General features: G+C 59.4%; 17 protein-coding genes and 1 pseudogene. 10 read left to right on the top strand and 8 right to left on the bottom strand.

The features are described from left to right. The 5 genes and pseudogenes from ACX3OZ_RS18255 to ACX3OZ_RS18235 all read left to right on the top strand — a co-directional run. Nucleotides 1–1,350: pseudogene (locus ACX3OZ_RS18255) on the top strand (hypothetical protein); the annotation flags it as partial. Continuing rightward, on the top strand, nt 1,347–1,706 hold the full coding sequence (locus ACX3OZ_RS18250; RefSeq protein ID WP_459105130.1) for a hypothetical protein: 360 nt from the start codon (nt 1,347–1,349) through the stop codon (nt 1,704–1,706). The pseudogene ACX3OZ_RS18255 and the gene ACX3OZ_RS18250, both read left to right, overlap by 4 nt. 9 nt (nt 1,707–1,715) lie before the next feature. After that, entirely contained in the window at nt 1,716–4,244 is a 2,529-nt protein-coding gene (locus ACX3OZ_RS18245; RefSeq protein ID WP_459105129.1) for an Hsp70 family protein, read from the top strand. Nucleotides 4,245–4,308: 64 nt separating this feature from the next. Next, nucleotides 4,309–5,190 (top strand): HEPN domain-containing protein, encoded by an 882-nt coding sequence (locus tag ACX3OZ_RS18240; protein ID WP_459105128.1) that lies wholly within the window; start codon nt 4,309–4,311, stop codon nt 5,188–5,190. A gap of 37 nt (nt 5,191–5,227) precedes the next feature. Further along, nucleotides 5,228–5,707, top strand: coding sequence for a hypothetical protein (locus tag ACX3OZ_RS18235; RefSeq protein WP_459105127.1), 480 nt, complete (start codon nt 5,228–5,230; stop codon nt 5,705–5,707). A 62-nt stretch (nt 5,708–5,769) separates the two neighbouring features. Here ACX3OZ_RS18235 and ACX3OZ_RS18230 read toward each other — a convergent pair whose 3' ends face one another. The 3 genes from ACX3OZ_RS18230 to ACX3OZ_RS18220 all read right to left on the bottom strand — a co-directional run bounded on the left by ACX3OZ_RS18230 (nt 5,770) and on the right by ACX3OZ_RS18220 (nt 11,580). Beyond that, nucleotides 5,770–6,543, bottom strand: coding sequence for an SMODS domain-containing nucleotidyltransferase (locus ACX3OZ_RS18230; protein WP_459105126.1), 774 nt, complete (start codon nt 6,541–6,543; stop codon nt 5,770–5,772). Nucleotides 6,544–6,591: 48 nt separating this feature from the next. Beyond that, complete coding sequence (locus ACX3OZ_RS18225) at nt 6,592–7,491, bottom strand: S-4TM family putative pore-forming effector (RefSeq protein ID WP_459105125.1); 900 nt, start codon at nt 7,489–7,491, stop codon at nt 6,592–6,594. Between the two features lie 372 nt (nt 7,492–7,863). Then, a complete protein-coding gene (locus ACX3OZ_RS18220) occupies nt 7,864–11,580 on the bottom strand; it encodes a vitamin B12-dependent ribonucleotide reductase (RefSeq protein WP_459105124.1) in 3,717 nt (1,238 codons plus the stop codon). Nucleotides 11,581–12,111: 531 nt separating this feature from the next. On the opposite strand from ACX3OZ_RS18220, the gene ACX3OZ_RS18215 reads away from it, so the two are divergent. The 4 genes from ACX3OZ_RS18215 to ACX3OZ_RS18200 all read left to right on the top strand — a co-directional run bounded on the left by ACX3OZ_RS18215 (nt 12,112) and on the right by ACX3OZ_RS18200 (nt 14,411). Beyond that, nucleotides 12,112–12,495: an NADH:ubiquinone oxidoreductase subunit NDUFA12 gene (locus ACX3OZ_RS18215; RefSeq protein WP_459097209.1), complete on the top strand. Its 384-nt coding sequence runs from the start codon at nt 12,112–12,114 to the stop codon at nt 12,493–12,495. A 58-nt stretch (nt 12,496–12,553) separates the two neighbouring features. Beyond that, a complete protein-coding gene (locus ACX3OZ_RS18210) occupies nt 12,554–12,943 on the top strand; it encodes a DUF2155 domain-containing protein (protein ID WP_459097210.1) in 390 nt (129 codons plus the stop codon). Between the two features lie 169 nt (nt 12,944–13,112). Beyond that, on the top strand, nt 13,113–13,898 hold the full coding sequence (locus tag ACX3OZ_RS18205) for an SDR family NAD(P)-dependent oxidoreductase (RefSeq protein WP_459105123.1): 786 nt from the start codon (nt 13,113–13,115) through the stop codon (nt 13,896–13,898). A gap of 21 nt (nt 13,899–13,919) precedes the next feature. Beyond that, the gene (locus ACX3OZ_RS18200; RefSeq protein ID WP_459105122.1) at nt 13,920–14,411 is read left to right on the top strand and encodes a GyrI-like domain-containing protein; all 492 of its coding nucleotides are present in this window, start codon (nt 13,920–13,922) and stop codon (nt 14,409–14,411) included. On the opposite strand, the gene aat is transcribed toward ACX3OZ_RS18200, so the two are convergent. The 5 genes from aat to ACX3OZ_RS18175 form a co-directional block, all read right to left on the bottom strand. Then, nucleotides 14,398–15,039: a leucyl/phenylalanyl-tRNA--protein transferase gene (gene aat, locus ACX3OZ_RS18195; RefSeq protein ID WP_459105121.1), complete on the bottom strand. Its 642-nt coding sequence runs from the start codon at nt 15,037–15,039 to the stop codon at nt 14,398–14,400. The two genes, ACX3OZ_RS18200 and aat, sit on opposite strands and share 14 nt — an antisense overlap. A 101-nt stretch (nt 15,040–15,140) precedes the next feature. Then, a complete protein-coding gene (gene accC, locus ACX3OZ_RS18190; protein ID WP_459097093.1) occupies nt 15,141–16,487 on the bottom strand; it encodes an acetyl-CoA carboxylase biotin carboxylase subunit in 1,347 nt (448 codons plus the stop codon). Nucleotides 16,488–16,497: 10 nt separating this feature from the next. After that, nucleotides 16,498–16,992: an acetyl-CoA carboxylase biotin carboxyl carrier protein gene (gene accB / locus ACX3OZ_RS18185; RefSeq protein ID WP_459097094.1), complete on the bottom strand. Its 495-nt coding sequence runs from the start codon at nt 16,990–16,992 to the stop codon at nt 16,498–16,500. A 34-nt stretch (nt 16,993–17,026) separates the two neighbouring features. Beyond that, nucleotides 17,027–17,464, bottom strand: coding sequence for a type II 3-dehydroquinate dehydratase (aroQ, locus tag ACX3OZ_RS18180; RefSeq protein ID WP_459097095.1), 438 nt, complete (start codon nt 17,462–17,464; stop codon nt 17,027–17,029). A 114-nt stretch (nt 17,465–17,578) separates the two neighbouring features. After that, nucleotides 17,579–18,448, bottom strand: a complete 870-nt coding sequence (locus ACX3OZ_RS18175) for a DsbA family protein (protein ID WP_459097096.1) — start codon at nt 18,446–18,448, stop codon at nt 17,579–17,581. A 163-nt stretch (nt 18,449–18,611) separates the two neighbouring features. On the opposite strand from ACX3OZ_RS18175, the gene ACX3OZ_RS18170 reads away from it, so the two are divergent. After that, nucleotides 18,612–19,757, top strand: coding sequence for a pyridoxal phosphate-dependent aminotransferase (locus ACX3OZ_RS18170; RefSeq protein ID WP_459105120.1), 1,146 nt, complete (start codon nt 18,612–18,614; stop codon nt 19,755–19,757). Nucleotides 19,758–20,064 lie beyond the last annotated feature (307 nt).

The raw sequence follows: 20,064 nt of genomic DNA, 5'->3' as shown, positions 1-20,064 counted from the left end.
TCAAAAATCGCACGCGCACATGAGACCCCCGCTCGGGCTATGCCCTCCCGGCGGTCTCATGCGCGCGCCAAAGGTGGCCTGGTCTTGCTCCGCCTAATGGCCGGATTTTACTCCGCCGTTGACACGTGGGATGAGATTGCTCAACCAGCCCATCTTTTAGCTCAGCACAAGGGTCGTGATGAGCAGGACGCACGGGATTTGTTCCAAAAACTTCGCGGGTTCATGATTGAACTCGCGAACGAAAATGAAGCCGCAAAGGCCTCTCTTCGGCTTAATAAAATATGCTTGCAGGTTTTCGCTGAACTTCCTCGAGCCGTTGGGCAGTTACAGGAGGATCAATCAGATCTTCAGGATTTGGTCGATCAGGAAGGCACCAAAGAGCTTCTGCTGTTTGTACAAAAGCTTAGGCTGAACCTGGATCCCCTAGTCGCCGATCTGAACGGTGGATTTGAACTAACCGGAATTGGGCAAGCCAGACGCCTGTATACTCTGTTTGATCAAGCGGTGAGAGCCACAAAGGGGACTGCAGCAGCAGATATTCCTTGGGTGCTTATTCGAAGCTTGGCTTTGGATATCAATAATGATTTGGGCGAGGGTGCCGCAGGTGAAGCCTTGATCAGGGGGCTTGTATCCCATGGTCAGTTTTCCCTGGCATCTGAGCAATTAAGAGCCGCGATAAAGACCGACCGACAGGTCCTGCGTACCAACTCTGCTCAGGCAAAATTCAAAAAGGCCATCGATAAAAAGGATACGACCACAGCGCGTCAGGCTTTGGTGGAATTGGTTGACCTTGCAACGGACGATAGCGAGCGGCGGGATTACCAAAAAGCGATATCCAATATCGATGATGCCAAGCGCAACCGCATCATCAAATGGGTATTCTGGGCGATTGTTCTTGCTGTCATCGTCATCAGCTCTGCCAGCCAAGGCGGCGGGCGAAGCAGCTCAGGTTCGTCGACATCAACTTACCGACCGGCATCCACACCAGCGGCCACACCAGCGGCCACACCAGCGGCCACACCAGCAGCCAGGCCAACGGTTACAGCGCCGGTGGGACAGGCCCCTGAGAAGCCAGCTCTGTACAGTACTGGCGAATTTTCGCGTGGCCAGATCCGATATTGCCAGTTCGAAAATGCGCTTATCGACGCTCTTGATGTGCTGATCGTGTCTGAGAGCAATCAGGTCATATCCTTGTTCAACGACAAAGTGGATGACTACAATCTACGCTGCGCAAATTACCAATATTACCAGAGCGACATGACTGCGGTGCAGCGAGAAATCAATGCAGCGAGGCTCCAGATATCTGCGGATGCTCGGACCATGTTGCAGAATTGGAGGGCTTCGAATTGACCGATCAGATCGACGAACGAACCATCGATATGGCTGAGCTTGCATCAGAGTTCTGGAAGCTTCTCCGCAACTACGATCGGGTGGTTGAAGCAGCCCCTGAAAATCTCAAAGCCGGGCTCATAGCTCAAGCAAAGTACGGCAATCGCCGGCTGGTGAGTATCCTTGATCGGCATGGGATGCACATCGAGACATTTGATGGCGTCACCTACAGCGCAAATCTGCCTGTCACCGCGGTAAATGCCGAGGATTTCGCCGATGGTAGCCCGGTGGTTGAACAGACGTTGGAGCCCGCCATCGTAGTTGGCACCACGGCAGTCAAAACTGGTCGCGTCTTTCTACGTGCCGAAAAAGCATAGGAGTACATCATGTATCTTGGTATCGATCTCGGCACTTCCAATTCGGCAATCGTCGGTAGCGACGGCGAAACCCTCCGGCTATTCAAAACCGTTGAGGGCATGGATGTGATGCCCAGCGCAATCATGATCGACCGACGGGGTGGGCTGTTCGTTGGCCGTAAGGCTTACGAGCAGTCAGCGTTTTCCCCTCAGAGCGTGCAGCAGAAATTCAAACGGTTGATGGGCACGGGCAGCACGATTGAATTTCCGGGCACTGATCGCCTTATGACTCCCGAAGAAGCCAGTTCCGAGGTCATCAAGAGCCTGGTAGGGCAGGCTCGTCGTGATTTGCCTGACGTCGAAATTGAGGGAGCGGTCATTACCATTCCGGCAGCGTTCAACCAAATGCAGTCGGAAGCCACAATGCGTGCCGCCCGAATGGCTGGGCTGGAAAAAGTGTCACTTCTTCAGGAGCCTATCGCTGCAGCGCTGGCAGCAAATGCAGGGATCAGCGGGGGCTCCGGACAATTCCTGGTCTATGATCTGGGTGGCGGTACCTTCGACGCTGCTATCGTGCAGAGCATTTCCGGTAACATCACCATCGTCGCACATGCTGGCGTGAACATGTTGGGCGGCGCTGACTTTGACCGGGCTATCGTGAACAACCTGGTGCGGCCGTGGTTGTTGGAGAATTTCGACCTTCCAGATAATTTCCAGACTGATCCACTATATTCTCGACTGATCCGTATCGCCTCATATCGAGCAGAACTCTGCAAGATTGCCCTGTCTTCGCAGCAGGTCGACCATGTGTCGGCTGATGAAAGCCAGATTGGCACAAAGGATGCTGCCGGCACCGACATCTTTCTTGATGTTGAGGTCACTCGCGCAGTTCTGGAAAACCTGATTGCAGAGAACGTGGAACGGTCCATTTCAGAGTGCCGCACTCTGCTAAGCAGCAACGGCTACTCGCATACCGATATGGACAGTGTCGTGCTGATCGGCGGCCCCAGCCGGATGCCCTACGTTCGGGAACGTGTCGCTTTTGAGCTCGGCATTGCACTCGACACCAAAGTCGACCCGATGACGGCCGTGGCAACTGGTGCGGCGATTTTCGCATCAGGAAGAAACTGGGACGCGGATGGAGCGACCACTTCTCGAACCGGACGTGCCACAAAAACGTCCTCATCAGCTTTGCAGCTGAAGTTCGAGTATATCGACAACACGGCCGCATCGACCATCAACCTGAAGGTGAAAACGTCCGTCGAACCAATACCAACAAACGTCTATGTGCAGATCGATGCTGCGAATGGCTGGACCTCGGGCAAACTACCGCTATTAGCCGTAGTTGATGTAAAAGCTGTGCCCTTGCCACGCATCGGCTCGAACGAAGTCAAAGTGTCGGTATTCAGTCCCGACGGTTCACTGGACCAACAGTCGAGTACCGTTCTCAAGGTGACGCGCCTCACGGCAACAGCTGACGGTATGCCGCTCATGCACAACCTTGCGATAAAGGTTGTGAAAGGTGGTCCTGGCGCCGAACACAACAAGCTACACACCATTGCCAAGAAGGGCGCACCAACGCCGGCCCGTGGCATGGAGTCATACCGCGCCTCAAGAGACCTGCGGGCAGGGGAGAAATCGTCGCTTGTGTTCGAAGTTTTTGAGCAAGCCGACGGCGTGGATGATCCGAACCTGAATTTGGCGATCGGATCGTTCGAATTGAAGGGGGACAGTCTTACCCCTGGCCAGATCATTCGAAAGGGTGATCGTGTCAATGTTCATTGGAGCATAGACGCAAGCAGCCTGCTCCATTGCCATTTCGAAATGCCAGACGCTGGGCTCTACCACAGCCTTGAAAACATGTATGCGCCAACAACTTCAGCATCAAATTACGATGGCGAGGATGGGACATTACTGGCCCGCGGTGGAATCGAGGATGCTCGCCGAGATCTTGAGCACCTGGAGCGTGCTCTGGGCAATCGTATCAGCACTCAATCTCAGCAGCTGCGTAGCAAATTGGACGCGCAGGAAACTGCAGTCAGTCTTTCGTCTGATGCGGATACGAAGAGGATGGTGACTCAGGAAGCGCGTTTCCTTCGCCAGGAAATTCACCGTCTCAAGCATGATTCATCCAACGTGGCAGCGGTGCAGCAAATTGAGTTGGACGATTTCGAAAACCATTACACTCGGTACTTTGCCACTCAGGTAGAGCCTGACACAAACACCAGCATCACAAGGCAACTGGCATCGGCCAGAGACGCTCTACGACGTGGCGACTTTCAGGAGAGCCGTCATGCAATGGAAGAAGCGAGCGCGTTGCTGAACGGCTTCATGCTTAAACAACCAGCCTTCTGGGCGGCTCAATTCGATAGCTTGGTGGATTCCCGCTTCAACGCCGTGGACAAGGCGCTACACGATCGTTTGGCTGAGCGTGGCCAGCGAGCCATCAATGCAGACAATGTCGACGAGCTGCGCAAGGTCGTCATTGAGATGTACCACAACACAGTTCAGGACGCGGCTGGCGGCGATACCGGCATTTTGTCAGGGCTGATGATGTAGTTTCCGATGACATGTAAGCCAGTCAACTAGCGTCCTCACATGCTTGCATAATGAAAGTGCCCCGATGACTTGGACAACCGAAGATTTGCATCGGCTTGATGCGAGATATGCCAAAGAAGGTGTCCACGCTCACCAACGTGCGTTTCGTGCAGCGGTAGAACTGCTTGGGCCGGCATTTCAGATCATCTCTATGGGTGAAAACCCCGCTGTTCGAGAAATCATGGACGCCTGGGAAAAATTATTTCCAGATGCTGCTACTTCGTGGCCTGGCATGGGCGTGGGACTGGCAGCTTCGGTTGATCAGGTCCGCAGATTCATGGCACCTGTCGGATATGGCCAGGTTTCTATCGAGCCATGGAGTGTGCTGGGGTTTCCCAGTGTAACAGACTGGCAAACCTGGTGCCGGAATGACCCTGGCATCGCTGCGGAGTCCTGCTTTGCGGTGTCTGACTTGTTAGACTTCTCATACGGCTTTGATGACCTTCGGGGTAGTTCTCAAGACGCCCTGACGTTGTGGCACATGGCCGGATCCAATCTAGGTGATGTCGCCAACGCTCTGCCATCAGGCTTCAGTGTGGATACCATCACCCAGCAGGTTTGTATGGTTGCTGAGTTGTCGATCAAGGCAGTGCTAGTACACAACGGCGCCAGCCCCAATGAATTCAAAGGCCCCAAAGGTCATAATCTCAGCGATCTATCTCAACGCATGACTTCAGAAATGCCTCACCCAGACGATGCATTGGTGCCAGCAGTAATCGATCATCTCCCGCCTTATGTAGCGAGCCGTTACGCACCATCCGGTCTAAACAGACTGGCGGTGGTGCGACTGGCTCTTGCGGTGCAGTTTCTCGCTGCCAGTACGGTTCGCCGAGTATCCACAAGGGATCTCGCAGCGCAGATGAGCGCCAACGGGTGGCCAGCGCCGCGGCCTGCATTCTTTACGTGAATCCTACAGGCAACCCAAGAAGACATGGAGATCAAGTGTGCCACCCTTTACCGGCCCTCAACCTGATGCTGCCTTTGAAGGTGTTATCAGCCGCGATGATTTTGTTGGGGAAGGGCAGACCCGCAAAGTCTTTGGTGTCGTTGGTTACGCTGATGTTGTCATCAAGGAATCGAAAGCCGCATACCCCGACGCAAATTTTACAGAATGGACCGTTTGGCACGCCTTGGTGAAGATGCAAGAAGACATACTGGGCAACGAGCCGAATGCCGAATTACGGCTTCTTTTCGCCCAATGCTTCGCCATCAGCGAAACCGGCCGCTTTCTAATGATGGAGCGGCTTACAAAGCTGGAAATCGAGGATCCTCATCCTGCGGGACACAAGTTTCCCCTTTGGCTCAACGACAAAAAGAAGAGCGCTTTTGGCAAGGCCCAAGACAGTCAGCTCAAGGTGATGGATTATGGGATCGTCAATTTCTATAGCGCGTTGAATCCAAAGAACAATCAAGGGATATTCTAGTTTGCAGGGTTGCGCCTGCTGGCGTGATGGTTCGAGAACCCCATCCGCAGTGCTCCATTCGTCTACGCGGGAAGAAGCTTTTTTATCTCGCACTCTGCATTGATCGGCATGTCGGACTGTAAATAGTATCTCGTTTTAGCGACGATTTCCCTTGCCCGGTTGAGTTCGTCGATCTTCCATTGCGGCGCATAGTAGGACAACTGCGCATTGTCCACAGCGTGGAAGAAGTGCTCAGTGAGGGTGGTGCAGCTCCAGTAAATTTGGTCGGCCATCCACTTTTCCAAAGCATAGCTTTCAAGCGGATAGCTGCGTCGAGCGTTCCATATCTTGAACAGCCGAACTGCGGGCTTGAGCAGGTAGCCGCAGTTCTTGTTTGCCTGCGTCAGGGTGGCATTGAAGCCGTTTGGATCGGTGTCTTGCCAGTTCTGGGGGCCACTCGGAATTTGGTATCCCGTCCAGTAAGCTGCCAGTGCGGGCACCAGCTCAAATCGAATGTGATTTAAATTCAGTACGATTGTCGGGCTCGACTGGTAGATTTCAGACGATGAATAGTACTTCTCGACGAAGGCTTTCAGACGGTTGAGGTATGTCTGGGGCGAGCTCCCCCCTTCGGAGAAAACCACCATGTAGTCGATATCGGACTGTGCATCCAATGAGCGAGGCAGGATCGTCTCACGCGTGAATGATCCGAACGTGAAGTGCGAAGTTAGCTTATCACCGAACCAAGAATTTAGCCTGCTCTGCAGCGTGGCAAGCGATCGGGCAATGGACGCTTTCTCGTCAGCCGACAATACGGCAGCCCAGGCTCTTCCAACGAGATAACTGTTTACGGTCATTGATCGCTTACCTCTTCAGACGAGTTTCGGACGCCGCAGGTGTGCCCCTCAAAGCCCTATCTCCCGGAGGCGGTCTTTGGCGCTCACGTTCATCCGGTCCTCGAGCCTGTCCCGCAGGGCATTGTAAACGAAGGGAATGGGAAGCGGGCTTTTGGACCGATGAAGGTAGATGAGGTCTTGAAGCGATCGCGACTCGACTCGGCATTCAGCTTCGGAGAGAAGGCCACCTCGTGCCCCTGCCCACAGCCTCAGGGATTTTTCTTCGATTTCGCCGACGGATCTCGCGGTGTCCGACTGCCTGTGAAATTCTCTCACCGCCCAGGTCATCAGTGGTAGCGCGGGCAAAAGCACCGCGGCGATGAAGTCGGCTAATGGAAGACCCAGAGCCAAGCCTGCCCATATCAAGGCCACGAACACACCGAGTGCGATTGCCGCCACCAGCAGTTTGTAGACTGGCCTAAGGCGCCCGTCGTACTGCGCATTGGTCAGTTGGCAGATGATCCTGGCCAAGTGCATGGGAGCGGCGACGACATCGATCGGGTACCAATCCGGAAGATTTGCTTTGCGGCTTTTCTGCCGGAAGTCGAGGTCGAGCTTGGCTATCGCTGATAGCTCCGCCTCCCTCCCAACCATCATCTCGTTCCATGGGATGTCCAGCACAATGGTGTCGAATTTCTCGGCAGCCTTTGCGGCCAGCATGATCTTTTGCTTTTGGCTCCTATCCAGCCAGAGAATATCCAGTCCCAGGACAATGATGGAGATGATACCTGCCGCGGGTCGGAATGACGGCAGCAAGAGGCCCAAAATTGAAATCACAACTGGCAGGGCGACAGTGAGGGCGAGTTGCCAGTTGAGAAAAACTTGAGCACCGGCATAGGCCTCAAATGCAGCCCGGCGAAGAGTGAGGTTACCTTCCTGGTTCTGAACGGCCGGAATGTCGTTAGCCAAGCTTCTCTCCTGGTGGTGGCGCTTGCCTTAATGCGTTGCCAGAATGTTCTGCTAGTCATTAGGCGGCGAGAAATCTCGCCGCCGTTCCCTTAATTCGAACAATCAATTTTGACTGTTCAGGTCAGTTCAGAACTTTGAGGCCGAATTCACAACTTTGGGTCTGTCACCAGTTGGTGGTCCCGCAATTCTTGCAGATCGAGCAACGGCTATGCGCCAACCCAGGAAATCCGCGGAAAAGAGAAAGGTCCTGGTTGCAGGGCCTTTCTTTATCTTCAGAGGGTGTGCGCCATACTGATGCGGGTCATTGAGGCACACTCTGGTTGGGATCGTCTAAACCTATGTGGGCGGTTACACTCACTCACCTTCATCAGCTCAGCTGCACCCAGTCGTCGTCCCGCAGGTGTCGCACTTCAAACACGTGCCATTCCGCACCATGGTGAAGTTGTGGCATTCGGTGCACTGGTCGCCGGTATAACCCTTCATCTGGGCTTCGGCGCGCAGCAGGCCGGCGTCCTTGAGGGTCGGCGGGCTCGGGATCGGGTTGAGTTCGGCAGCAGCAAAGGCCGAGGGGGACAATTGCGTGTCCACCTTGAGCGCCGTGGCGGAACGCAGCGCCGTCACGGTCGAAGTCTGCATGGCCTGCACCGGATTGGTCTGCTGATCGCCGGAGACGATCATCAGACTATTGGCGACACGGCCGCGGGTCATGCCGCGGGAGACAAAGCGCTCGGCGGGCACCGGGGCAGGGGCGGGCGCAGCACTGCGCGGGTCCACGCCTTCGGCAACGCCCTTGCCGAGCGAGGTGGGGCTGTCTGGATTGACGTGGGCGAGGTCATCCCGGTCGAGATAGGACACCGCCAGTTCACGGAACACATAGTCGAGGATCGACGTGGCATTCTTGATGCGGTCATTGCCCAGCACCATGCCGGCCGGCTCGAAGCGGGTGAAGGTGAACGCCTCGACATATTCGTCCAGCGGCACGCCATATTGCAGGCCGACCGAGATCGAGATGGCAAAACTATTCATCATCGCCCGGAAGGCAGCGCCTTCCTTGTGCATGTCGATGAAGATTTCGCCGATCCGGCCATCGGCATATTCGCCGGTGTGCAGATAGACCTTGTGGCCACCGACCACGGCCTTCTGGGTGTAACCCTTGCGGCGGTCGGGCATTTTTTCGCGGCGACGGACTTCCACTTCGCGCTCGATGATGCGCTCGACGATCCGTTCGGCAATCGCCGGCACGCGGGCATCGGCACTCATGGCGGCGAGATTTTCGACGTGGTCTTCGTCCTCGTCCTCATCGGCCGCAGCCAGCACCGAGGAGTTCAGCGGCTGGCTGAGCTTGGAGCCGTCGCGATACAGCGCGTTGGCCTTGAGCGCCAGGCGCCAGGATAGCATGTAGGCTTCCTTGGCCTCTTCCACCGTGGCGTCATTGGGCATGTTGATGGTCTTGGAGATGGCGCCCGAAATGAAGGGCTGTGCCGCCGCCATCATCAGGATGTGGCTTTCAACCGACAGATAGCGCTTGCCGATCTTGCCGCAGGGGGTGGCGCAATCGAACACCGGCAGGTGTTCTTCCTTGAGATGCGGTGCGCCTTCCAGTGTCATCGCCCCGCAAACATGGATGTTGGCGGCCTCGATGTCCTTCTTGGAAAAGCCGAGGAAGCTCAGCAGGTCGAAGGTGAAATCGCCGAGCTGCTCGTCGGTGACGCCCAGGCTCTTGAGGAAATCCGCACCCAGCGTCCACTGGTTGAAGATGAACTTGATGTCGAAGGCCGAGGCCGTCGCAGCGTTCAGCGCAGCGATCTTGTCCTCGGTAAAGCCCTTGGCGGCCAGCGTCGACGGATTGACGCCCGGCGCCTGGTTCAGATTGCCATGGCCGACGGCATAGGCTTCCATTTCGGCGATATCGGCTTCCGAATAGCCCAGCGTACGCAGGGCCGGGGGCACGGCGCGGTTGATGATCTTGAAGTAACCGCCACCGGCAAGCTTCTTGAACTTGACCAGGGCGAAGTCGGGCTCGATGCCGGTGGTGTCGCAATCCATCACCAGACCGATGGTGCCGGTGGGGGCGATAACCGAAACCTGCGCGTTACGGAAGCCGTGCTTCTCGCCGAGAGCGAGAGCGTTGTCCCAGGCGGCCTTGGCGCGTTCGCTCAGCGCGGCGTCGATCAGCGACGCATGATCGAGCGGCACCGGATTGATCGACAGCGCTTCATAGCCCGTCGCATTGCCATGGGCGGCATTGCGATGGTTGCGGATGACGCGCAGCATGTGCTTGGCGTTGCGCTTATAGTCCTTGAACGGGCCCAGCTCCTTGGCCATTTCGGCCGAGGTGGCATAGGAGACGCCGGTCAGGATGGCGGTGACGGCACCGGCAATGGCGCGGCCTTCAGCCGAGTCATAGGGAATGCCCGAGGTCATCAGGAAGCCGCCAATATTGGCGTAGCCGATGCCCAGCGTGCGGTATTCGAACGAGCGCTCGGCAATCGCCTTGGACGGGAACTGCGCCATCATCACCGAGATTTCGAGCACGATGGTCCAGAGGCGGACGGTGTGCTCATAGGCAGCGGTGTCGAACGAGCTATCGGCATTGCGATAGGGCAGCAGGTTCACCGACGCCAGATTGCAGGCGGTGTCGTCGAGGAACATATATTCCGAGCACGGGTTCGATGCGTTGATCGGACCGGCTTTGGGGCTGGTGTGCCACTCATTGATGGTGGTGTGATACTGGATGCCGGGATCGGCCGAGGCCCAGGCGGCATAGCCCACCTGTTCCCACAGATCGCGGGCTTTCAGCGTCTTGGTGACCTTGCCGGTCTGGCGGGCCTTCAAATCCCAGTCGCTATCGCCTTCGACAGCACGCAGGAAGTCGTCGGTGACGCGGACGGAGTTGTTGGAGTTCTGGCCCGAAACCGTCAGATAGGCTTCGCTATCCCAATCGGTGTCGTAAACCGGGAATTCGATCTCGGTATAGCCCTGCTTGGCGAACTGGATGACGCGGTAGATGTAATTCTCCGGCACCAACGCCTTCTTGGCGGCGCGGACTTCGCGCTTGAGGGCCGGATTCATCGCCACGTCAAAGCAATCGTCGCCGCTGCCTTCGCAGTTGACGGCCGCCTTCATGATCAGCTTGAGGTGCTTGGACACCACCTTGGAGCCGGTCACCAGAGCGGCAACCTTCTGCTCCTCCTTGACCTTCCAGTTGATATATTCTTCCACATCCGGGTGATCGATATCGAGCACCACCATCTTGGCGGCGCGACGGGTCGTCCCGCCCGACTTGATGGCACCGGCAGCGCGGTCGCCGATCTTGAGGAAGCTCATCAACCCGCTGGACTTGCCGCCGCCCGAGAGTTTTTCGCCCGAGCCGCGCAGGGCCGAGAAATTGGTGCCGGTGCCCGAACCATACTTGAACAGGCGCGCCTCGCGGACCCACAAATCCATGATGCCGTTTTCATTGACCAGATCGTCATTGACCGACTGGATGAAGCAGGCATGCGGCTGCGGGTGCTCGTAGGAGCTCTTGGAGCTGACCAACTTGTGGGTGAACGGGTCGACATAGAAGTGGCCCTGGCCGGGGCCGTCAATGCCATAGGCCCAGTGCAGGCCGGTGTTGAACCACTGCGGGCTGTTCGGCGCCACGCGCTGCGTGGCGAGCATATAGGCCAACTCGTCAAAGAACGTGCGCGCGTCCTCTTCGGAGTCGAAATAGCCACCCTTCCAGCCCCAATAGGTCCAGGTGCCGGCCAGACGATCGAACACCTGGCGCGAATCCATTTCCGAGCCATAGCGCTCGGCTTCGGGAAGCTTGGCTAGCGCCTTCTCGTCGGGCTCCGAACGCCACAGCCAGGACGGCACCGAATTTTCTTCGACCTTCTTCAGCGCCTGGGCGACGCCCGCCTTGCGGAAATATTTCTGCGCAATGATATCAGCCGCAACCTGGCTCCAGCTCGAGGGGATCGCGATATCCTCAAGCTTGAAGACGACCGAACCATCGGGATTACGAATCTCGCTGGTGGCCGAGCGGAATTCGATGCCGCTATAGCGGTCCTGATTGGCGGTCGTGAAACGGCGTTCTATGCGCATGGACGGTCTCTTACGGGTGTTCGGATGGGGGGCCGTGAGGGGTGACTCAACGGCTCTGTTAAAACCATAAAGACGCCAAATTTCTCTGGTGTCGATCTCCGATTTTTTTACGGCCCCTACACCATGGCTGGTGATCGCGGCGCAGAGAGACGCAAAATCTAGTGTTTCATATGGGATTAGCGTGGATAACTTACCAGTGTCTGCAAAGCTTAACAAACCTGATTTACAGGGCGTGAACCCGCAACAGCGCATGAGCCAGCAGCGCCAAAGCCCCGATATTGCTGGCTTCTGAGCGCTTTCAGGTACAGTCCTGATTCTATCAAAGCGCTGTCAAGCATAGAAATTTGGCGGGTTTTTCCACATCGCCGGACACTACAGGTAGTGGGTGCGCACCGCGCAGGGACAAGTGCCGTTTAGGCCATTTGCCGCTGCTCGAAGGCCAATTCCGGCTAGGCTCCATGCGCCCCGCATGTTAAACCCGGCCCATCACGCATATCTCGACGGCGGAATCGACAATTGGCCAAATCTGGTATCTCGCAGTTCCTGACTGAAATCTTCTCCTGGTGGGGCGGCCAGACTTGGGGCACACGGCTGTGGATCTGGCGCTTCGGCGACTATGTCGGCAGCGATGCCTTCGGCAATAAATACTATCAGGACCGCAAGGCCGACCGGCGCTACGTCACCTATGCCGGCGCCGCCGACGCCTCCACCATTGGCGATGGCTGGCATGGCTGGATGCATCACCGTACCGATGTGGCGCCGAGCCAGGCCAAATATGTCGCCCAGGCCTGGGAACAGCCGCATGAGGCCAATCTGACCGGCACGGCAGCGGCCTACCGCCCCGATGGCAGCCTGCTCAACAAGGGCGAGCGCCCGCGCGTGACCGGTGACTACGACGCCTGGTCGCCTGAATAAGGACCGCGGCGCCTTGCGCCCCGGCCCGATCCGCAGCCTGACATCCCCTCTCAAGCCGCTGTTGACCGCAGCGGCGCTGGCTTTTTGCGGCCCGGCGCTGCCGGCCCTGGCCCAGCCCATCGCCAATCCGGTGGCCACTTTTGCCGGTCTCGACAAGATCACCGGCCGCATCACCCGATTCGACGTCTATATCGACGAAACCGTGCTGTTCGGTGCGCTCGAGATCACCCCGCGCGCCTGCTACAACCGCCCGCCGACCGAGGCGCAGCGCGTGTCGGCCTTTCTTGAGGTCGATCAGCGCAGCCTCACCGGCGTGTCCCGCCGGATTTTTACCGGCTGGATGTTCGCCGATAGCCCCGCGCTCAATGCCGTCGATCACGCGATCTATGACGTGTGGCTGATCGAGTGCAAAACCAGCACCGACGTGCCGCCGCCCGACGAACGCTAGGCCGCTGCCGGCCAATCTTACCCCAGATCGGTCCCCTCGGGCCTGACCCGAGGGTTCTTGCGACGCCGGACGGCAATTTTCGCTCCCCCTTGTCGAATCCAGGTTTCCCCGCTCGTCCTAGTTCTCGGAACCCGCCGCATTCGCGCGGGGCCGGGGGGAGGACAATCCCATGCTGCTCAGCAACAAGACGGCCATCATCTACGGCGGCAGCGGCGCGGTTGGCGGCGCTGTGGCAAAAGCCTATGCGCGGGAAGGGGCAAGGGTCGTGCTCGCGGCACGCAATCGCGCCGGATTGGAACCGGTCGCCGAAGCCATCCGCGCTGCCGGCGGCAGGGCTGACATCACCACCGTAGACGCCACCGACAAAGCCGCCGTCGATGCGCATCTGGCCGAGACCATCAGCACAATCGGTCCGGTCGGGCTCATGTTCAACGCCATTGGCTGGGGCGACACCCAGGGGCAATTGCTCACCGCCATGCCGGTCGACCGCCTGCTGACACCGATCCAGACCGCGCTCACCACCTGGTTTCACACCGGCACCGCGTTGGCCCGACACATGGGCGAGCAGGGCGGCGGCGTCATTGTCGGCATCACCGCCAATGTGGCGCGCTGGCCGGTGGGCAATATCGGCGGCTTCGCCATCGCCTGCGCTGCCGTTGAGCATTATCTGCGGCAGTTGGCCGTGGAAAACGGCCCGCAGGGCGTACGGATCTGCTGGGTGCGCTCGCCGGGCTCACCCGATGCGCCGGGCGTGCGCGAAGCCTGGCAATTGCGGGCCAATGAAATGGGTGTCAGTTTCGAGGACGTCCATCGTGACTTCGCCAAGGATACGCCGCTGCGCCGGGTCACGGCACTGGCCCAGGTGGCCGACGCCGCCGTGCTGCTGTCGAGCGATCTGGCCGCCGGCATGACCGCCACGCTGGCCAATGCAACCGGCGGCGCGCAGATCGATTAGTCCACAACGAGGAGACGCAACATGTTCACCGAACCAACACTCGTCACCAAGCCGCCCCAGCCCTATGCCGCCATCTTGCTGACGCTGCACCAGCCCGAAATCGCCGGCGTGGCGCCGCCGCTGATTGCCGATGTCATCGCCTGGATCGAGTCCAAGGGCGGCACGATCACCGGCGCGCCCTTCTTCAACTATGTGAATTTCTTCCCCGACGGCAAAATGGAGATGCAGGTCGGCATGCCGACCGCGACCCAGTTGCCGGGCGACGACAAGATCAGCACCGGCACCTTGCCGGGCGGCACATTCGCCTCGCTCACCGCCACCGCGCCCTATCACGAGCTGCACGACGCCAATATGCAGCTCGACCAATGGGCGAAGAGCAACGGCCATGTGCTTGATGGTACTGTAGAAGGCGATCGCTTCGTTGGCGCCAATCGCCTGGAGATCTATCTCAGCGATCCGGGTGAGGACCCGTCAGGTCATCCGGTTACCGAGGTGGCTTTCAGGTTGAAATAGCAGCTTCCCAGGCCGACCAGTCGCCGGTGTACAGCAGCGCATCGGCGAGGCGCTCCTCATAGAGCTCGCGCGGAATTTCGATGCCGCCGAGCGAGGCCAGATGCGGCGTCACGAACTGGGTGTCGAGCAGCACGAAGCCGCCGGTCTTGAGCCGCTCGACCAGATGGGCGATCGCCATCTTGCTGGCATTGGTCTTGCGGTGAAACATCGATTCCCCGAAAAACGCGCCGCCAATGGCCAGCCCATAGAGCCCGCCCACCAGTTCGTCCCCGTCCCATACCTCAACGGTATGGGCCACGCCGCGCCGGAACAGCTCGCCATAGACTTTGCGGATGGTGGAATTGATCCAGGTGGAGGCACGATCCTCGCCCACCGTGGCGCAGCCCTCGATGATGGATTCGAAATCGCTGTCGACCTTCACCACAAAGCCCGATTTGCGTATCGCCTTGCGCAGGCTGGTAGAGGGACGGAAATTCTCGAGCGGGAGGATGCCGCGCATTTCCGGGCTGACCCAGAAAATATCGTCGTCGGTGGCGTCCTCGGACATCGGGAAAATGCCGGCCCGATAGGCCCGGACGATCAGTTCCGGGGTGATTTCGAGGTCGAACGGGTCTTGGCGGCTAGCCATCGACGGTCCTTCTTCACCTCTCCCTCGGGGAGAGATCGGCGCGTCGCGCCGGGTGCAAAGGCCCCTTCACCACAGCAGGCGGTGAAGGGGGTGCCATAGCGTCAGGCCTTGTTCTCGGCCAGGTATTTTTCCAGCCAGTGGATGTCGTAATTGCCGGCCAGCACGTCCGGCTCGCGGATTAGGCGCTGGAACAGCGGCAGTGTCGTCTTGATGCCGTCGATGACAAATTCATCAATGGCGCGACGCAGACGCTGCAGGCACTCCTCGCGGGTCCGGCCATAAACGATCAGCTTGCCGATCAGCGAGTCGTAATAAGGCGGGATCTTGTAGCCCTGATACACCGCCGAATCGACGCGCACACCGACGCCACCCGCCGGGTGGTAGAAGGTGATGGTGCCGGGGGAGGGCGCGAAGGTCTGCGGGTCCTCGGCATTGATGCGCACTTCGATGGCATGGCCATAAAAGCTCACATCGGACTGCTGCATCGACAGCTTTTCGCCCGAAGCTACGCGGATCTGCTCATAAACGATGTCGATGCCGGTGATGCGTTCGGTCACCGGATGCTCCACCTGCAGGCGGGTGTTCATCTCGATGAAGTAGAATTCGCCGTCTTCGTAGAGGAATTCCACCGTGCCGGCGCCGGAATATTTCAGCTTGCGCATGGCGTTGGCGCAGATTTCGCCGATCTTGTCGCGCTCTTCCGGGTTGATGGTGGGGCCACCGGCCTCTTCCCAAACCTTCTGGTGGCGCCGCTGCAGCGAGCAGTCGCGCACGCCCAGATGCACCGCGTTGCCCTGGCCGTCACCCAGCACCTGCACCTCGATATGGCGCGGCTTGCCGAGGTATTTTTCCATATAGACCGAGTCATTGCCGAAGGCCGCCTTGGATTCGGCACGGGCGGTTGACCAGGCCGTCAGCACATCGGCTTCGGTCTGGGCGAGCTTCATGCCGCGTCCACCGCCGCCGGCCGTCGCCTTGATCAACACCGGATAGCCGATTTCGCGGGCGGTGGTGATCGCCTGTTCTTCGGTCTCAACCGCGCCGGCGGAGCCCGGCACCACGGGAATGCCGAGTTCGACGGCAGTCTTCTTGGCGGTGATCTTGTCGCCCATGATCTCGATATGATGCGACGAGGGCCCGATAAAGGTCACCTTGTGCTCGGTCAGGATCTTGGCGAAGCGGGCGTTTTCCGAGAGGAACCCGTAACCCGGATGCACCGCGTCGGCGCCGGTGATCTCACAGGCGGCCATGATGGACGGGATGTTGAGATAGCTGTCCTTGGCCGCAGGCGGGCCAATGCAGACGCTTTCGTCGGCGAGGCGCACATGCATGGCATTGGCGTCGGCGGTGGAGTGCACCGCCACCGTCTGGATGCCAAGCTCCTTGCAGGCGCGCAGGATGCGCAGGGCGATTTCGCCGCGATTGGCGATCAGGACCTTCTGGAACATGGGGTCCCCCTTACTCGATGACGACGAGTGGCTCGCCGTATTCGACCGGCTGGGCATCCTGGACGAGGATGCGCGTCACGGTGCCGGAGCGATGCGCCGGGATCTGGTTCATGGTCTTCATGGCTTCGATGATCAGCAGCGTCTGGCCTTCGGTGACCTTGGTGCCGATTTCGATGAAGGCTGGCTTGCCCGGCTCGGGCGACAGATAGGAGGTGCCAACCATCGGCGACGTCAGCGTGCCCGGATTGGACGCCAGGTCTTCAACGGCGGCCGGCGCAGCCGGCGGCACCGAGCCAGCGGGCGCGATCGAGGTCGGCGCAGCGGCCGGACCGGGCGCATAAAACTGCGGCGGGGCGGCGTAGGTTACGCCTTCATTGGCATAGGAGCGGGTGATGCGGACCCGGAAATCTTCCTGCTCGATCTCGATTTCGGCGAGATTTTCTTTGTTGAGCAGCTCGGCGATTGCCCGGATCAGGTCCTGATCCACTTGCGATGACTTGGTCATTCTTGTCGGTCTCCCGCGCTGGGCGCGTTGATCGTTATTTGAGTTTATCGGCGAGCGCCAGAAGCGCCATTCTATACCCGGCGACACCAAAGCCGCAAATGACGCCGAACGCCACGGCCGACACGAAGGAATGGTGCCGCACCGCTTCGCGCTGGTGGATATTGGAAATATGCACCTCCGCCACCGGCAGGCCGACGCCCTTGAGCGCGTCATGGATGGCCAGCGAGGTGTGTGACAGCGCGCCCGGATTGATCAGGATGGCGTCGGCGGTGCCGCGCGCCTCGTGAATCCAGTCGATCAGTACGCCTTCATGATTGGACTGGCGGAAATCCACGCTGAGCCCGACCGCTTCACCGGTGGCAGTGCACAGGTCGGCGATGTCCTGGAGCGTTTGCGCGCCATAGATTTCGGGCTCGCGGGTGCCGAGCAGATTGAGGTTCGGGCCATTGAGGACGAGAACGCGCTTGGTCATGATTTTTGCCTTTTGCACCGGCCCCTCCGGCCGGCGCAAGCCCGGTTATACGAAATGCACCGAAAAGGCAAAAACCTCGCCTTTTCAACGCATCTGGTGGGTGAGAAACCCGAACTAGCCCTCACACTGAGTCTGGCCGCATTCGCGCATATTGGCGATGCGTGTGCGCAATTCGTCGATGCCGATGGCGCCCGGAATGATCTCGTTGCCGATGATATAGGTCGGCGTGCCAGTGATATTGAGCGCGCGGGCGATTTCATAGGAGGTCTGGATGGTCTGCGACACCGCCTCGGTGCCCATATCCAGCTCCAGCGCCACCGGGCTCAGCCCCAGATCGGCGGCAGCGGCCAGCGCCACCTGCTTGTCGACCTGGCTGCGGCTGGTGAACAGCGCTTCGTGGAACGTCCAGTAATCCACATCGGAATCGCCGACCAGCACGGCCACACGGGCAGCGTCGATGGAAGCGTTGGAGAGGATGGGGAATTCCTTGAGCACGACGCGCAGATTGGGGTCTTCGGCCAGCAGCGTCGCCAGATCGGGCAGGGCGCTGCGGCAATAGCCGCAATTATAGTCGAAGAACTCCACCAGCGTCACATCGCCATCGGGGTTGCCGACCACCACCTGCGCCGGGTCATTGAAAATGGCGTCCTGCATCGAGGCAATGGCAGTCGTGGCCTGGCTGCGCTCTTCGGCCTGCAAGGTGGTGTCCAGTGCCACCGACATGCGCTGCAAAATCTTGGGGTCGGCCATCAGATAGGCCTCGATCAGCGGATTGAGCTGCGCCGGGTCGATCCCGGCCACATCCTGCGGCGCGGCCACAGGGTCCGCAGCGCGCTTGGCGTCATAGCTGCTGATGGCCTGATCGATCAGCGCCTGCACCGCCACGGTGTCGGTCTGCGGCGCGGGCTTGCTGAGCACCGAATAGCCCAACCCGCCGGCCAGAATGCCCGCCAGGGCGACAAGACCAAGAGTTACGCGTGACATGGACCGGAAGCTCCCCGCAAATGAACAATCAGCCCGCCTTCTAGCAGAGCCGCCCACACATTGGCACCCGCGAGTGAATGCCGTCCTGCCGCAACCATCAATTGTTGTTGAGAGCCCGGGCGGAACGGGCTAGGCGGGAGGGACCAGCCAAGGATGCCCTACAATGACCGACCAGCCCGCCGATGGCCTGATGCCGTTCCATGCCATGGAAATCCTCAAGCGCGCCAAGGCCAATGAAGCCACCGGACGGACCGTGTGCCACCTCGAAGTCGGCGAGCCGGGCACTCCGCCGGCGCCCCGCGTCATCGCCGCTGTGGCCCAGGCGCTGCCACAGGCGCAGGGCTATACCAATGCCAAGGGCCTCAGCGAACTGCGCGACGGGCTGGCCAATTATTACCAGCAGCAGCACGCCGTCGCCGTCGATCCCGATTCGATCCTCTGCACCATGGGCTCGTCCTCCGGCTTCATCATCGCCTTCCACACCGCCTTCCGCCCCGGCGCCCGCATCGCCATCACCCGCCCGGGCTACCCGGCTTATGTGAATACCTTGCTCGGCCTCGGCTTCGGCATCGCCGAAATTCCGGTCCACGCCGGCAATGGCTGGAAGCTCACCGGCGCCGATATCGCTGCCGCCCATGCCGAAACGCCCTTCGAAGGCTTGCTCTTCGCCAGCCCGGCCAACCCCACCGGCGCCGCCGTCGACCGCGCCGAACTCACCGATATCGTCGCCACCTGCCAGCGGCTGGGCGTGCGGCTGATTTCCGACGAAATCTATCACGGCCTCGACTATCGCGGCCCCTCGGTCAGCGCGCTGGAGCTGACGCGCGACGCCATCATCATCAACAGTTTTTCGAAATATTACTGCATGACCGGCTGGCGAATCGGCTGGATGGTGCTGCCCGACGAGCTGGTCCGCCGCGCCGAAATCCTGCAGCAGAACCTCTTCATCTCGGCCCCCACCCTGAGTCAGATCGCCGCCACCGTAGCGCTGGGCGAGCGCGACTATGCCGAGGAGCGCAAAGCCGAATACGCTGTCAACCGTACCTTGCTCACCGATGGCCTGCGCAGCCTGGGCTTTGACGTCGGCCAGCCCTCCGACGGGGCATTTTACGCCTATGCCGGCATAGTCAATTTCTCCAATGATTCCCTGCAATTCTGTTCCACCATGCTGGAACAGGCCGGCGTCGCCGCCACCCCCGGCATCGACTTCGACCGCACCAATGGCGACCGCTACGTCCGCTTCTCCTACGCCGGCCGCCGCGACAGCATCGAACTGGCCCTGGAGCGGATGGGGCAATTTCTGAAATAGGGGCAGGGCGGCCCACGACCGAGCCACATACTCGATACGTCCCCTCGCCCCTCAGGGGAGAGGGCTAGGGTGAGGGGTGCGATCCCCGTTCAAGCCGGATGCGCGAGCATGGACCGCAGGATTGGGGCAATGCCCCCCCAAAAAACTCGATGTCATCCCGGCCTTGAGCCGGGACCCATCCTGAGATTTCACCGCACCCACCATCGCGGGATGGGCCCCGGCTCAAGGCCGGGGTGACACCGTGGGTGAGACGAGATCGTATCCCAAGCAGAAATCCAGGGTGAGGGGTTTTCTCCGCAAACCCAAT

This window comes from Devosia sp. A369, assembly GCF_054489345.1.
This window is presented reverse-complemented; position numbering and strand designations above follow the sequence as displayed.